We start from the raw sequence: 14,477 nt of genomic DNA, 5'->3' as shown, positions 1-14,477 counted from the left end.
CCAGTTTCAGTGGAGCAAGATCACCGTGGCCGAATCTAACGCCGCGTCCGGGCCCGACGTCAGCACCTTTCAAGGGCTCATTTTCGCATTACAGCAGTACTGGGCCGAACAGGGCTGCGTAATATTACAACCTCTTGATATGGAAGTCGGCGCCGGTACTTTCCATCCAGCCACGGTTTTACGTGCGCTTGGCCCTGAGACCTGGAATGCCGCCTATGTGCAACCCAGCCGTCGTCCTACCGATGGTCGCTTTGGTGAAAACCCCAACCGCTTACAGCACTACTATCAATTCCAAGTCGTGATGAAACCATCGCCCGACAACATTCAAGAATTGTATTTGAATTCGCTGAAGCATTTGGGAATTGATCCGCTGATTCACGACATTCGCTTTGTTGAAGACAACTGGGAATCGCCAACTCTTGGTGCATGGGGTTTAGGCTGGGAAGTGTGGCTAAACGGTATGGAAGTCACCCAGTTTACCTATTTCCAACAGGTTGGCGGCCTAGAGTGTTATCCCGTTACCGGTGAAATCACTTACGGTTTAGAGCGTATCGCCATGTATTTGCAAGGCGTGAACACCGTTTACGATCTAGTCTGGGCGAAAAACCCAAATGGCGACATAGTCACCTACGGCGATGTTTTCCATCAAAACGAAGTCGAAATGTCGCACTTTAACTACGAAGAAGCCGACGTTCCGTTTTTATTTCAGTGCTTCGACAAATACGAAAGCGAAAGCCAACGTTTGGTTGAAAAAGGCTTGCCATTACCGGCTTACGAAATGGTTATGAAAGCTTCGCACACCTTTAATTTATTGGATGCCCGCCACGCGATCTCGGTGACCGAGCGCCAGCGCTACATTTTGCGCGTACGCACCCTTGCCCGCGCCGTTGCTCAAGCTTACTTTGAGCGTCGCCGTGCTTTGGGCTTCCCACTTGCTCCAGAATCGTTACGCAATGAAGTATTAGCCGCGTGTGAAGCACAAGATGCCGCGGGAGAAAAAGCATGAGCCAAGATTTTCTAGTAGAACTCGGAACCGAAGAGTTACCACCCAAAGCCCTTAAAACCCTCGCCAATGCCTTCAAAGAAGGAATTGAGCAGGGTTTAAAAGCCGCCGATCTTGAATTCGCCAGCATTAAAGCACTGGCAGCACCGCGTCGTTTGGCAGTTATCGTTACCGATCTCGCCGACACCACGCCTAAGAAAGAAAGCTTAATGTTTGGCCCACCGGCAAAGATCGCATTCGATGCTGAAGGCAAGCCAACCAAAGCCGCAGAAGCCTTTGCCCAGAAAAACGGTTTGAGCCTTGATCAGTTAACCACTCAAAACGATGGCAAGGTAGAGAAGTTAGCGTTCACTCAGGTTAGCGGCGGAGAACCTACCACAGATCTATTGGCTGATTTGGTAAGCAAATCTTTAGCGGCCTTACCCATTCCAAAACGCATGCGTTGGGGTGCAACACGTACCGAGTTTGTGCGTCCTGCGCACTGGTTAGTCATGTTGTTCGGCAAAGAGGTTGTTAGCGGCCAAGTACTTGGCTTGAACGCCGGTAACCTAACCCGCGGTCATCGCTTTCACTGCAATCAAACTCTCGAAATTACCGAGCCAAGCCAGTATGTAAGCACTCTCTTACAAGACGGTTTTGTGCAAGTAGACTTCGAACAACGCCAGGCTGAAATTCGCAAACAAGTAAAAGCAGAAGCCGAAAAAATCGACGGTATTGCGGTTATTGAAGACGATCTTTTAGATGAGGTTACCGCTCTTGTGGAATGGCCAGTCGCTCTAACCGGCAAATTCGACGAAGCCTTCTTAGAAGTACCAGCCGAAGCCTTAATCTCGTCCATGTCGGAGCATCAAAAATACTTCCACGTCGTCGATAGCAACGGCAAGCTGTTACCGAACTTCATTACCGTCGCCAATATCGTCAGCCAAAATCCAGACGCGGTTATCGACGGTAACGAGCGCGTCATTCGTCCTCGCCTTGCCGACGCGGCGTTCTTCTTTGAAACCGATAAGAAGCACACCTTGGATGAATATCGCGATCGTTTAAAAACCATCGTCTTCCAAGCCAAGCTCGGCACCCTATTCGAAAAGACCGAACGAGTGGCGGGTTTAGCCAGTGCTATCGCCGCTAAATTGGGCTACGACGCCACAAAAGCAGCGCGCGCCGGTGAATTGTGTAAGAGCGATCTTGCCTCTGAGATGGTGTTGGAATTCGACAAGATGCAAGGTATCGCCGGTCGTTACTACGCATTGAATCAACAAGAAGACGGCGAAGTTGCCGAAGCATTGGCCGAGCAATACTTGCCAAAATTCGCCGGCGATAAGTTGCCTAAAACCAACATTGGCACTGTGCTGGCGTTGGCCGATCGCCTAGATACCTTGGCGGGTATTTTTGGCATTGGCGAGCAACCTACCGGTTCGAAAGACCCGTTTGCGCTGCGTCGCGCCAGCCTTGCAGTATTAAGATTACTGGTCGAGAACAAACTCGATCTTGATCTTAACGAGTTGCTTGGTCTTGCCATCGCTCAGTATTCGCAGTTACCAAAGGCCGAAGGTCTGCAAGCAACGGTTGTGAACTACATGATCGAGCGCTTAAAAGCCTGGTACGAAGACGCCAACATCAGCGCCGAGATCTTCCAATCGGTGAATGCTAAAGGCTTGTCTACACCCACGGATATCGACGCACGTATCGCGGCGGTAGCGGAGTTCACCAAGCTTGAAGCCGCAACTGCTTTGGCGGCTGCAAACAAGCGTGTATCGAATATTTTGGCGAAAAACGAAACCGAAATCGTGCCAATGAAAACCGATTTATTGGTTGAAGACGCCGAGATCGCGCTGGCTAATGCTCTGGCCGATATCACTCGTGAGACCGCGCCACTGTTTGCCGAGCAGCAATACACCCAAGCGCTTACAGTACTTGCGGCACTGCGCGCGCCGGTGGATCGCTTCTTTGACGAGGTAATGGTTATGGCCGAGGACGATAATCTTCGCAACAACCGTATGGCCTTGTTACAGAGCTTGCGTGATCTATTCTTGCAAGTGGCGGATATCTCTTATCTGGTTCCGGCAAAGTAAGTTAAATTTATAGAATAGGTTTAAGCGTGCAATTATTGGTCTTAAATCGGGATGGTTTAATCAACCATTTCCGAGTAGGTGGTGTAACCGAGTTGTCGCAGTGGCAACCGGTCTCCGGGGCTGCTGACCAATTAGCACGCCTAAATCAAGCTGGATTTAACATTGTTATTGCCACCAACCAACCCGCCATTGGCAGCGGTGAAATGGAGTTGGATCAGCTTGAGGCAATACACACCAAGCTTAATGAGTTGGTAGAAAATCGCGGCGCAACCATCGCCGGAATTTTTTATTGCCCGCATACGCCCGACGACAATTGCTTTTGTCGCAAACCCAAAACCGGCTTGATTGATGCCATCGAGCTGGAATTTGGCGTGCCTGCCGATGAAATCGTATTTGTCACCAGTCAAAAAGACGATGTGATTTTGGCCGAAACCGTGGGCGCCCAAGCTATTTTCGTGACACCGGTACTGGCTGAGGGTGTTGATGGGAATACAAGTACCCTTGAAAACGACGCAATTATTGCTCGCTTTAATCTGTTGTCCGATGCCTGTGATTACATTCTGCGGCATTTTTAACGAACTCTTCACTGACTTAATATCACTGGTTTATCGCTATGCGTTTAACAGCTCGCACACAGCTGGATGATTTAATTCTTTACCGTAAATTTATCCGTCTACACGGTTTTAAGTACGCGTATTTATGATCAATTATTTTCGCTCGGTTGTTTTTCATATCTTGTATGCAACCTCCGCCATTTTAGCCGGTACGTTTGCAATTACCTTCTATTATGTTTTTCCTAAACCTCTGGCTCGAAAAATTATCAACCGCTGGAATTTTTTCGTTGTTGCTGCGGCAAACGCAGTCTGTGGTATTCGCTACCGGATTGAATTTCCTGAGGGCGAACCGGATTTATCGAAAAATTACGTTATCATGGCAAAGCATCAAAGTGCCTGGGAAACGTTTTATTTACAGACGTTATTCAGACCCATGAGCACCATTTTGAAAAAGGAATTATTGAAGTTGCCTTTTTTCGGCTGGGGCCTTGCGCGGTTAAATCCTGTGGCAATTGATCGCGCTAATCCACTAAAAGCCTTAAAACAGGTAAAAAGTGACGGTGTTGCGCGTATTCGCTCGGGCCGTAATTTATTGGTATTCCCCGAAGGCACGCGCGTAGAGCCAAAACAAACCGGCAAATACGCACGCAGCGGTGCCGAAATTGCGCTGGCCTGTAATGTCGATGTAATTCCTGTCGCTCACAATGCCGGTAGCTTTTGGCTAAATAAACAGTTTGTGAAAAAGCCCGGCGTGATTACCGTAGTGGTTGGTAAACCCATTTCTACCGTCGGCAAAACCTCGCGCGAAGTAACCGAGTTGGTTCAAAATTGGATTGAAACCCAGCAGGCACGCATTGAACCGTAAAACAAGTAATGCGGAAAACACACAATCTGTAAAACCAGCAATTCCTGAAAAATAATCTCTAAAAATAGTCCCTAAAAATAGATTGCATTTATTAAAGGAAACTCTGATTAACCCAGAGTTTCTCGCAACACAAGGATGAGTCGCCAATTTCAAAAACGGTAAACTGAAATTGTGAGGAGATTGGAAATCGCATTATCAATTTCTGCCCTCTGATTAAATAAAAAAAGCCACGCTGATAAACGTGGCTTTTTTGTTTAAAAACACAACCGTAACCTACTGCACAAACACTGGTGTTAACTCCGCTGGGTTTATGCAACTTCGCTGTAGTTTAAAAGATCGATACGCCATCACCCCAAACCAAATCATCAAGGCCATTAAGAACAGCTCACCGCCTATGGCTGCGGACGCTAAAATACTCGAACCAAAACTCACCACGTATACGATTAAAAGCACCAGCGTTAAAATTGCATTCAGTACCAGTAGTTGTGTTTTCAGGGCTTGAGTGTTTTTAACCCACACGCTGGCAACTAATAAAAACGCCAAAGGCAACCAAAACCAAAAGGCCGTAGGATTTTTTAACAGTAACGATAAACTTCCGCACAGTAACATTACCGCCGGTGTACCCCACACTAAGCTCGTCCACAACGGATTAACAAAGGTTTCGTGTTTGCGTTTTAACAGCCAAATATTAACACCGGAGACGCAAATGACCGTTAAACTCAAACCCAATAGCGCGTAAATTATTTTTACGCTTAAACCTGCGAAATCACCAAAATGCAATCGATAGGTTGAATAGGCAATTTGCTTTCCGACCGCGCCATCAATGTAATCACCTGTGGAAATAAATTCGCCTTGAATCGAAAAACGAAAAGTCTCTGAATACAATAATCGCTCGGGCTGTTGCACAAAAAAATCTAAGAATTGTTTATCGGTACCGGCTTCGTGCAGAATCGCGAATAAGGGCTTACCACCGGGATTCATAGCTTCTACTTGCCGATAAGCGTTAGCAAATTCAACATGACCTAATTGTTGCGTTAATTGCGGTTCGGCACCGTAAATTTCTTCCAGTAATCCAGCGCGATCACCGTTGTGAGCAAATTCCGCGTAAGCAGCAAATAACAAACCCACAAAACCAAAATACACTCCGGTCATGGCAATCATCAAATAAAAAGGTAAGCCCCAAACACTTAGGCGATTGTGAATATCCACTTGATAAATGCGCTCGCTGTTATTTTTTCGCCATTTAAAGGCGTCTCTAATAATGCTTGGATGGGACAAGATACCGGAAATAATTAGCGCTGCTAAAAATACGCCGGTAATACTTACAACGTACAAGGCAAAGGATTCTGGCAATAACAGCGAAGTGTGTAGGCGTGTGAGAAATTCTGCGTAAGGCGCTGCGGCCGATTGTGCAAATTCGCCTTCAGAGTCTAAATACCACGAGTCTTTTTTATTGCCAATTTTATAACGTGGTGACGCATCTGACGGAAAAAATACGTATTCGTGATCGGATAATTCTGTATTCTCATCTAAGTAGCGATTAAGAGACGCTTCTACCTGCTCGATACTGGCGATATTACCTTCTGGTGCTAGGGGTTGTTCCCAACGACCTATTTCGCTGTGAAATACGGCAACGGTTCCACTGATGCAAACCAAATATAAAATTGCAGCGACAAAAAGCCCGCTCAAGGAATGGCTACTTGTGCAGGCTTTAACGAGAGATTGGTTTTCCGTAGGGTTCAACATAAAAAACTACATAATAAAATTAATAGAAAATAAACCAACACCGGCGCACAGAGTTAATGCAGGTTTAATTAATGACGGCTTGGTGTAACACCAAACGCACAAACAGGCCCACATTATGGGTAACAAGATAAAACCCAAAGCTAAACGATTAGCCGACTGCCAGGGTAAAAATTCAATCACTGTCGCCATAAATAAAATACTTACTACGCCACTGAGTAATACGCCTACTAAAAATCGTGCGGTGTGTTGCCAAACTTTTTTGGCACTCGGTGTTGCTGGCTGCCAAGGTCTTGCCTGAATTTTTATATTTTTACTGCTAAGGTTTTGCACAAAAATAATTAACCAAGCGTAAAACCCAAAGCATAAAAATCCGAGTGTTAACCCGTATTCAACGCCAATGCCATGGGTCCAAGCTATCAACGCTAATGCCTGTAAAACCCAGCCGAGCACGGTATAAATGGCGGTAAGTCTAATAATTTTTCGCCACGACAAATACAAACACACTACACCGGCAAACTGAATAATAATTCCAGCCAAAATTGAACCGTTCATAAATTCCTCTGTGTTCAACAATAATGTACCAAACACCTGTAAATACTTTAAAAAACCCTGCCTAATTTAACGATGGGAAACTCTGATTAACCCAGAGTTTCCCTCAACACAAGGATGTGTCGCCAATTTCAAGAACGGTAAGTGATTGAAATTGAGAAGAAATTGGAAATCGCATTGTCAATTTCTGTCCTCTGATTACATCATGGATGAATTAATTAGCGGTCCCGATGTTTTCACCAGCGTCTTAAAACTTCGTTAAAAACGGTAACTTACCTTGGCAACCGCTGTTCTTCTTACACCCGGAAAACAATCACCACGAGTTAAGCACGACGTTAAATATTCTTTATCTTCTAAATTACGAATATTTAAGGTTAGATCTATCTTTTCAAATTCATAGCCAATCATAAAATCGGCCAAGGTGTAACTGGGTGTTTTATAACTTAATAAAGCCCCGTTACCTAAATCAGCTTCGGACACCGACTCACCAAAATAACGCAAACCAAATCCGGTTTTAAAACCATGTAAGTGATCAAAAATGGTGGGTCGCCAAGTAAGCCAAGTGCTGGCTTGTTTTTCTGCAATTGCAGGTAACGCCAAATCGTTAGGATCTTTGGCATTTAATAACGATGCCGCAAATTGCCAATAAAAATCTTGCCAATAACCACGACCTTCTAGCTCGACGCCCTTAATGCTTCCCTCGCCTTGTTGTTGTGCCGCGTCTCCGGGCAAACCATTTGGGTTGGGCAAATTGGTAATTTTAATATCGTAGGCAGCTAGGGTAATTAATGAACGACCATCATCGGGCGAATATTTTACGCCGACTTCGTATTGCTCGGCCTCTTCGGGATCTAGCTGATTACCGGCAAGATCGGTTCCGACGACCGTTTCAAAAGACTCTGCATAGTTAACGTATGGCGCCAAGCCATTCTCAAAACTGTATAAGGCACCCACACTGGTGGATATCGCTTTGTCGTTTTGCGTTACCGCACCGTCATCGTTATCGACTTCATCGGAGCGAAGACCCAGAGTAAAACGCCATTGATTCCACGCAATTTGATCGGAAAAATAAAAACCGATGTCTTCTACGGTTTGCTCCGGAGTATCCACAAAACCTGCGGCAAAATCGGCGTCGCTTGGAACCAAGCCGTTGTAGGTTGGATTGGCTAAGTCCAAAATAAAGCTAAAGTCGCCTTCTAAAACACCGGCGGCGCGTATTCTCGATGACTCGTCATCGGTACGTACATCTTGATATTGCACACCCAATAAAACGTTGTGCTCAAGTGCGCCGGTATTAAAGTCCAGTAGAAACCGAACGTCTAAGGCATTTTGATCAAACGTATTTTTCGCCTGAAAAAATGTTCGCGCGACGGCTGCATCTGGGAAAATATCGGTATTTAAAAACTGATTTAAATATCTGCTAGCGCCGGTAAAGGTTGGCCAAGATTGACGATAATCGGCCTCACCACTGCGGTACAATGCTGTCGCTTCGACGCTGGCAATGCTGTTAATTTGATGTTTCGCTAAAAACGTAAACTGCTCTGACTCGGTATCGTAGCGATCAAAACCCGGCACACCGGTAAAGACATCTTGATCAATAAAACCCACGCCCTCTAGCGGAAACAAGGTTCCTTCGACTGGAACAAATTGCGCTGCGGCAAGGCTGTCGGTTTTGTGGTATTCGTAAAACGCGGTCAATTCCGTGCTTTCACTAGGTCGGTAAGTAATAGACGGTAAAAATAATACTGTATCGTCATTAACAAAATCGACCTGTGTGTCGGATTCGCGGGAATATGCCACAAACCGGCCCAGCCATTGGCCGCTCTCGCTTAATACCGAATTAACATCGGCACCAAATACTTGGCGATCGTTATTCCCGAATTCGGCAAATATTTCCTTAAACGATTCTGCCTTTGGGGTTTTAGTCACCGCGTTAACGAGGCCGCCCGGCGTACCTTGACCGTACAAAACCGACGCAGGGCCTTTGAGGATTTCAACTTGCTCTAGCGCGTAGGTCTCGATACGTGTGCTGTTAAAACTGCCAAACAGTTCTTGAATCGAGTCGCGATAGCGTGGCACCGAAAGCCCACGCACGTAAATAGCATCGCCACGGGTGGCAAAACCAAAGGTTTCCCCGGATACACCGGCTGAATAGGTCGCCACCTGGGATAGATTTAGCGCGCCCTTATCAATGAATAAGTCCGCCGATTCAATGGTTACCGAACGCGAGGTTTCTACCACCGGTGCCGACGATTTAGTCGCGCCAAACTCGCTAAGTTTACCCACGACTCGCACCTCTTCTAAGGTGTCGCCTTGGTCGGCAAAGACGTTGTGTGCAGCACAGGCGACTGCGACGGCCAGAAAACAGTGGGTAAAGCGTTGGTACATCATTAAAATACTCGTTTGATTAATATCTGTTAATGATATTAATTATCATTTGCAAATGATACAAGTAATTAAGTGTTAATCATTTCTAAAAATATTTTTATGGATAATTCAATAACCCCTAGCAGTTTATCCGTATCCCAAAAAACGTTAGCAGAGTCTTATAACCACTATAAATATGAGGGTACTCGATCTATTTCTCTTAAGATTACGGGGTTACTTGTATAAACATCTCTAATTAACTTATCGGCGATTTAACTGGAGCACAGAAATAAAAGACGCGATTTCTAATTCCTGTACCCTTTCAATCACTTACCGTTCTAGAAACTACCAACCCGTCCTTGTGAAGCTGGAAACTCTCTGTTAACCGAGGTTTCCTGTGGTTTAATTTCGTGAATGAGCGTGATTTATTCGTCAATAGATAGCAAAGATGTTTTTTAAATAAAGCGAGCTTTGTCTATGGGTGAGATTACAAATTTAGATTGGTGGGTCATTGGCCTGTATTTATTCGGCCTAATGGCACTGGCGGTTTGGTTATCTCGTTCGCAATCTAATCGCGCCGACTATTACGTTGGTGGTCGCGACATTGGCAGCTGGCCGGTTGCTATTTCAATACTCGCTACACAATGTTCTACCAACAGTATTTTAGGCGCACCCGCGTTTGTGGCATTTACTCTTGGCGGCGGTTTGGTGTGGCTGCAATACGAGCTGGCACTGCCCTTAGCCATGATCGTTTTAATTTTATTTTTTATGCCGTTATTTAGGCATCTACGCTTGGTGTCTGTGTATGAATTTATCGAGCAACGCTACGATTTAAAAACGCGATTATTACTGAGTGGTTTATTTTTGTGGGTTCGAGCCTTTGCCACGGCAGTAACGGTTTACAGTATCGCCATTGTTATTGATTTAATTACCGGAATTGGATTTTTAGGTTCCGTTATTATGCTCGGTGTTTTTACGGTTATTTACGACGTATTTGGCGGAATAAAAGGTGTTATTTATTCCGATGTTATTCAGATGTTTATTTTGGTCGCCGTATTAATTTTAGTCTTTGTTTACCTGATTAATGGCATTGGTGGCTTTGGGCAATTATTTCAACTCGTCGATAGCGAACGCATTAACGCCATCGATTTTTCTCATCACGGTTTAGGTGACCAACATACCTTTGCTTTTTGGCCGATGTTATTTGGTGGCTTATTTTTGTATTTAGCCTATTACGGCTGCGACCAGAGCCAAGTACAGCGTGAGCTGAGCACTAAAAATATCGATACCACCAACCAATCCTTAATGATTAACGGCTTTTTACGGTTTCCGTTGGTGTTGCTCTATTGCTTTGTGGGCGTGGGTATTGCGGCCTACACTCAACTCGAACCCACGTTTTTAAGTCATCTTCCTACGACTAGCTCGGGTCAGCCTCAATACAATTTAGCCGTACCCGCCTATATGATTTCGGCACTGCCTTCAGGTCTGGTGGGTCTTGCATTAGTGGCACTGTTTGCCGCCGCCATGTCGTCGCTGGATTCTGTACTAAATTCACTCAGTGCGACGACCATGGAAGACTTTGTGGTTCGTTTTAGACAGTCGCCGTTGTCTTCGATACAAGAATTGTGGATTTCTCGACTTGTTACAGTGATTTGGGGAACTATTACGCTGGCTATGGCGTTTTTTGTTGGCGATATTGCGCCAACCGTTCTTGAAGCCATCAATAAGATTGGCTCCCTTGCCAATGGCTCTATTTTAGCGGTTTTTACCGCTACACTCTTTATAAGAATGCCCAGCGTGCTCGGTGCGTGTTTTGGCTTAATATTGGGTATTTTTGTAAATGCTCTGTTTTGGAAATTTATACCCAGTGTTTCTTGGCTTTGGTGGAATCCGCTTGGTTTTACGGTGACCTTATTGGTGATTCTGCTGGGTGGTTCAATAAACCAATTAACCAAAACCAACGTCCGAACTCCAAAGGCAGTATTTGCAACAGAATCCCGTATGACTGCTCTTCAGTTGCTGGCAGAACAAAGCGATTTAAACTGGCCACGCCGTTGCGGTTATTTAGTGCTGTGGTTTTTCGTGTTATTAGTATTTTTGTTGATGTTGTCGTATTACTAAAAAAGGTCCTCTGAGTAACTGTTGTGTAATCTATTCAGAGGTTCCTAAATATTTAACCTTCGTCTACTAGAGGTTAGCTAAATTATTATGGATAAATACGAAAAAATATCTTATTCCTTATTAGGATTTGTTGCTGTTATTTATGTATTGCTGTTGATTTTTGGACTGGTCGCCGCATTTCCATTTGGCATTATCGGCTTTATTGCTATTGCCGGGGTTGGCCTATTAATCATTAAAGTCATTAAAGAACGATTAAATAATAAAGAAGACGATTACTACTCTAAAAACGTGGATCAATAACTAATGCTTATTACTACTCAAGACGAATTAGCGGGCTTTGAAATCGTAGAAACACTGGGCTTGGTACGCGGCAACACCATACGCGCCCGTCACATTGGCAAAGATTTATTGGCGAGTTTACGTACCATTGTTGGTGGCGAAATTACCGAGTACACCAAAATGCTCGCCGAGGCACGCGAGCAATCATTAGATCGCATGATTGCGCAGGCAAAAATTAAAGGCGCCGATGCTATTGTGGGAATGCGCTTTGTAACCTCGCCGGTTATGCAAGGTGCCGCAGAACTTCTCGCCTACGGCACCGCAGTTAAGGTTATTCCAAAGCGCGACTGAATATTCTTTACTATCGGTTTATTTGTTGACGAACTCTTATTAAATCACAGAGAAATTAATCGGCGCTTCTGGCAGTGACTTTTTCTAGGAATTCACCAAAACGCTGCCAAGATTTTTTGTCGGCGTCTTCGCGATAATTATTACCGCCAAACACCGTAAAGGCATGGGGCGCACCGCTGTAGGTGATCATTTCGTGGTGAATGCCCGCGCCTTCTAATTCATTGGCCAAACCGGCAAATTGATCCATGGTAATGGCTTTATCGGCTGTACCGTGCATGATTAACAGATCACCCTTAGTCGCCGAATAATTTTGCCCTTCCGGCGTTTTTAAACCACCGTGAAAGGTCGCAAAGCCGTCCATATCCATACCGGCGCGCGCCATTTCTAAAACCACGGCGCCACCAAAACAATACCCCATGGCAACGGCCTTGTCGGTATTAGCGCCTTTCGCCTTCGCGGTTTTTAAAGCACCTTCGGCAAGGGCGCGCATTTTTTCGCGATCGGTATACAACTCACCGGTATGTTGACGACGGTCTTCAACCTTGGTTGGGCGAATTCCAGCTCCGAACATATCGGCGGCAAACACCGCATAACCCATATCCGCAAGCATTTGCGCACGTTGAATTTCGTAATCGGTTAAACCATCCCAGTCGTGCATTAACAAAACCAAAGGTGCGTCTTTTTTTGCCGCTTCAACAAAATAACCTTCGTATTTATTACCGTTAACCTCATAGGTCACGGCCCGCCCTTCGGCAAAACTCAATGCAGAATAAAATAACCCCAAACCTAACAGCGTTTTTCGTAACATAGTGCCCACCTAAATTTGTTATTGTGATCAAGACGTTAATTTATGGTTGAGTTAAAACTGGTTACCTAAACATTTATAAGAACCTCTGATTAACTTATCCGTCATTTAATCAGAGGACAGAAATTGAAAATGCGATTTCCAATTTCTTCACAATTTCCATCACTTACCGTTCTCGAAATTGGCGACACCTCCTCGTGTCGCGAGAAACTCTGGGTTAAGCAGAGTTTCCTATACTGATTTTTCTTTCAGGTTATGCAAAACCGAATAAACGTATTCGCAAAAAAAGCCGTGCATTAAAAAGCGTTGGCTTAGGTTCCAGGGTCCAACGAGATAATGCGGGAATTTATTGTAGGCCATTTCTACCAAGCTTTTATCGCCAATAATTTCGCCCACACGAATCGCCATGGATTGGTCGAGATTAAAACCATTAATGGCATCGCGGTATTCGTCACGTGTTAGCAGTAAACAAAATAAACACATAAATAACGCGTGTGAGGTTTCAAAATCGAAGACTTGGGTTTTCTTTTTCGTAACTTGCAAGGCTTGCATATCAATGGTTTGCCAGTGCTGCCAGTTGATTGATGATTCTGACGCTTTGTTGTAACGCCAATGTCCCATTTCTTTAAAACAACGAAATAACTCTTGATCGTGTTTTACAAAGGAGTCGTCCATCATGTCGTTTATTTTTACGGGATAAAGCATGATGGGTTGAACCGGTAGATCACCCTCTTTTAAATACTGATTATCGATTAAAAAATTAATAATATTCGATTCACAACCATAGTGACGCAAAATTAACAGATTCGCTTCTAGACTAACGAAGTTTTTGCAAAACCAACAAATGGTTTTTTGCAGAAAATTATGAGCAGAAAACTGCGGTAAGGGTAAACGTTTAATAAACCACGTTAAATGCAAAAGCACAGCGAATAACGCTTGAAATAACGGTCTTAACGTCCAACGAAAAGGATTCTCTAAATCTTTTAACCAAAGCTTAAGCGCGTCTTTTTCAATGGGAAGACTGTCGTCGTATTCTAAGGCTTGTAAAAACGGGCTTTTACTCATAATCGATAACTTCTAACTGTAAAGCGTAAAGGCGCGCTACCACCTTCGCGGTGGTGGTAATTTCTTCGATAACGCTCTCGTCGATGCAAACTCGATTTAACATGGTGTACAACTTTTCCATGTGTGAATCGTCGTTCTCACCATGGTACTGCATAAATTTTGTCGCGGTTTTTGGCAAGGCTAAAAGTTCATCGATGCGCGACGCCCACTCGTTCGCCATTTTTTCGCCAAGACCTTCGATGATCCACATAGCACCGATAAGCCCTACTGGGTTTTTCTCACTGGATTTATGCATCATGTAACCGTGCAAGGCTTCGCTGCCGATATTTTTTGGCTGTTGTTGAATAAGACTAATATCGCCACCGGCGGCTTCAAAGTCTTTTTCTAGCAATAAATAATCGAGATGCTCTTCTTTGGCGTGACCAATAACGATAGAACGAATATCGGAAAATTCACGATCAAAACTCGATGCCGCTCGACTGATCCAGCGTGAACCTTCGATTACTTGTTGGCGAAGATTTAATAGCAGGATTTTGTAGTCGTCATTGGTTAACGAACCTGCATTAAGTTTGCGAATAATATCGGTGCGATTTAATTGTTTTTCAAAATTCAGCCAAACACTAATTAATGATTGCAAACAATTCTGTGCATGGGGAGTTAATGTTTCTTTTGTTGCGGTTTCTTTACTTGATGTCTGCAT

At 44.6% G+C, this 14,477-nt stretch carries 13 protein-coding genes; 7 read left to right on the top strand and 6 right to left on the bottom strand.

The genetic code is table 11. The features are described from left to right. Positions 1 to 25: 25 nt before the first annotated feature. The 4 genes from glyQ to ACYQ28_RS06585 all read left to right on the top strand — a co-directional run bounded on the left by glyQ (position 26) and on the right by ACYQ28_RS06585 (position 4,494). Positions 26 to 1,006, top strand: coding sequence for a glycine--tRNA ligase subunit alpha (gene glyQ / locus ACYQ28_RS06600; protein ID WP_460048968.1), 981 nt, complete (start codon positions 26 to 28; stop codon positions 1,004 to 1,006). Continuing rightward, the gene (glyS, locus tag ACYQ28_RS06595; RefSeq protein WP_460048966.1) at positions 1,003 to 3,075 is read left to right on the top strand and encodes a glycine--tRNA ligase subunit beta; all 2,073 of its coding nucleotides are present in this window, start codon (positions 1,003 to 1,005) and stop codon (positions 3,073 to 3,075) included. The genes glyQ and glyS overlap by 4 nt, the downstream gene beginning before the upstream one ends. 26 nt (positions 3,076 to 3,101) lie before the next feature. Then, positions 3,102 to 3,650, top strand: coding sequence for a D-glycero-alpha-D-manno-heptose-1,7-bisphosphate 7-phosphatase (locus ACYQ28_RS06590; RefSeq protein WP_460048965.1), 549 nt, complete (start codon positions 3,102 to 3,104; stop codon positions 3,648 to 3,650). Positions 3,651 to 3,774: 124 nt separating this feature from the next. Continuing rightward, positions 3,775 to 4,494, top strand: a complete 720-nt coding sequence (locus ACYQ28_RS06585) for a lysophospholipid acyltransferase family protein (protein ID WP_460048964.1) — start codon at positions 3,775 to 3,777, stop codon at positions 4,492 to 4,494. A gap of 273 nt (positions 4,495 to 4,767) precedes the next feature. Here the strand turns inward: ACYQ28_RS06585 and ACYQ28_RS06580 are convergent, their stop codons facing one another. The 3 genes from ACYQ28_RS06580 to ACYQ28_RS06570 all read right to left on the bottom strand — a co-directional run bounded on the left by ACYQ28_RS06580 (position 4,768) and on the right by ACYQ28_RS06570 (position 9,180). Further along, positions 4,768 to 6,240 carry a PepSY-associated TM helix domain-containing protein gene (locus ACYQ28_RS06580; protein WP_460048963.1) on the bottom strand — a complete coding sequence of 491 codons (1,473 nt, stop codon included), beginning with the start codon at positions 6,238 to 6,240 and terminating at the stop codon, positions 4,768 to 4,770. 6 nt (positions 6,241 to 6,246) lie between these two features. After that, a complete protein-coding gene (locus tag ACYQ28_RS06575; protein WP_460048961.1) occupies positions 6,247 to 6,792 on the bottom strand; it encodes a hypothetical protein in 546 nt (181 codons plus the stop codon). Between the two features lie 255 nt (positions 6,793 to 7,047). Further along, on the bottom strand, positions 7,048 to 9,180 hold the full coding sequence (locus ACYQ28_RS06570; RefSeq protein ID WP_460048960.1) for a TonB-dependent siderophore receptor: 2,133 nt from the start codon (positions 9,178 to 9,180) through the stop codon (positions 7,048 to 7,050). Positions 9,181 to 9,633: 453 nt separating this feature from the next. Here ACYQ28_RS06570 and ACYQ28_RS06565 point away from each other — a divergent pair, with 453 nt between their 5' ends. From ACYQ28_RS06565 to ACYQ28_RS06555, 3 genes are all read left to right on the top strand, one after another. Beyond that, on the top strand, positions 9,634 to 11,277 hold the full coding sequence (locus ACYQ28_RS06565; protein WP_460048959.1) for a sodium:solute symporter family transporter: 1,644 nt from the start codon (positions 9,634 to 9,636) through the stop codon (positions 11,275 to 11,277). An 87-nt stretch (positions 11,278 to 11,364) separates the two neighbouring features. Continuing rightward, positions 11,365 to 11,577 (top strand): hypothetical protein, encoded by a 213-nt coding sequence (locus ACYQ28_RS06560; RefSeq protein WP_460048957.1) that lies wholly within the window; start codon positions 11,365 to 11,367, stop codon positions 11,575 to 11,577. Between the two features lie 3 nt (positions 11,578 to 11,580). Continuing rightward, positions 11,581 to 11,907 (top strand): YbjQ family protein, encoded by a 327-nt coding sequence (locus ACYQ28_RS06555; RefSeq protein ID WP_460048955.1) that lies wholly within the window; start codon positions 11,581 to 11,583, stop codon positions 11,905 to 11,907. Positions 11,908 to 11,962: 55 nt separating this feature from the next. Here the strand turns inward: ACYQ28_RS06555 and ACYQ28_RS06550 are convergent, their stop codons facing one another. The 3 genes from ACYQ28_RS06550 to ACYQ28_RS06540 form a co-directional block, all read right to left on the bottom strand. Then, positions 11,963 to 12,715: a dienelactone hydrolase family protein gene (locus ACYQ28_RS06550; protein ID WP_460048953.1), complete on the bottom strand. Its 753-nt coding sequence runs from the start codon at positions 12,713 to 12,715 to the stop codon at positions 11,963 to 11,965. Positions 12,716 to 12,943: 228 nt separating this feature from the next. Further along, a complete protein-coding gene (locus ACYQ28_RS06545; RefSeq protein WP_460048951.1) occupies positions 12,944 to 13,777 on the bottom strand; it encodes a DUF6999 family protein in 834 nt (277 codons plus the stop codon). After that, a complete protein-coding gene (locus ACYQ28_RS06540) occupies positions 13,770 to 14,477 on the bottom strand; it encodes an iron-containing redox enzyme family protein (protein ID WP_460048950.1) in 708 nt (235 codons plus the stop codon). The genes ACYQ28_RS06545 and ACYQ28_RS06540 overlap by 8 nt, the downstream gene beginning before the upstream one ends.

Source organism: Sessilibacter sp. MAH1, from assembly GCF_054658315.1.
Note: the sequence above shows the minus strand (reverse complement) of the source record. Positions and strands in the feature narration are given on the sequence as shown.

Coding starts and splice junctions, on each gene's coding strand:
- glyS (WP_460048966.1), top strand. CDS start 1,003: ATGAGCCAAGATTTTCTAGTAGAACTCGGAACCGAAGAGTTACCACCC.
- ACYQ28_RS06585 (WP_460048964.1), top strand. CDS start 3,775: ATGATCAATTATTTTCGCTCGGTTGTTTTTCATATCTTGTATGCAACC.
- ACYQ28_RS06580 (WP_460048963.1), bottom strand. CDS start 6,240: ATGTTGAACCCTACGGAAAACCAATCTCTCGTTAAAGCCTGCACAAGT.
- ACYQ28_RS06575 (WP_460048961.1), bottom strand. CDS start 6,792: ATGAACGGTTCAATTTTGGCTGGAATTATTATTCAGTTTGCCGGTGTA.
- ACYQ28_RS06570 (WP_460048960.1), bottom strand. CDS start 9,180: ATGATGTACCAACGCTTTACCCACTGTTTTCTGGCCGTCGCAGTCGCC.
- ACYQ28_RS06565 (WP_460048959.1), top strand. CDS start 9,634: ATGGGTGAGATTACAAATTTAGATTGGTGGGTCATTGGCCTGTATTTA.
- ACYQ28_RS06560 (WP_460048957.1), top strand. CDS start 11,365: ATGGATAAATACGAAAAAATATCTTATTCCTTATTAGGATTTGTTGCT.
- ACYQ28_RS06555 (WP_460048955.1), top strand. CDS start 11,581: ATGCTTATTACTACTCAAGACGAATTAGCGGGCTTTGAAATCGTAGAA.
- ACYQ28_RS06550 (WP_460048953.1), bottom strand. CDS start 12,715: ATGTTACGAAAAACGCTGTTAGGTTTGGGGTTATTTTATTCTGCATTG.
- ACYQ28_RS06545 (WP_460048951.1), bottom strand. CDS start 13,777: ATGAGTAAAAGCCCGTTTTTACAAGCCTTAGAATACGACGACAGTCTT.
- ACYQ28_RS06540 (WP_460048950.1), bottom strand. CDS start 14,477: ATGCAGACATCAAGTAAAGAAACCGCAACAAAAGAAACATTAACTCCC.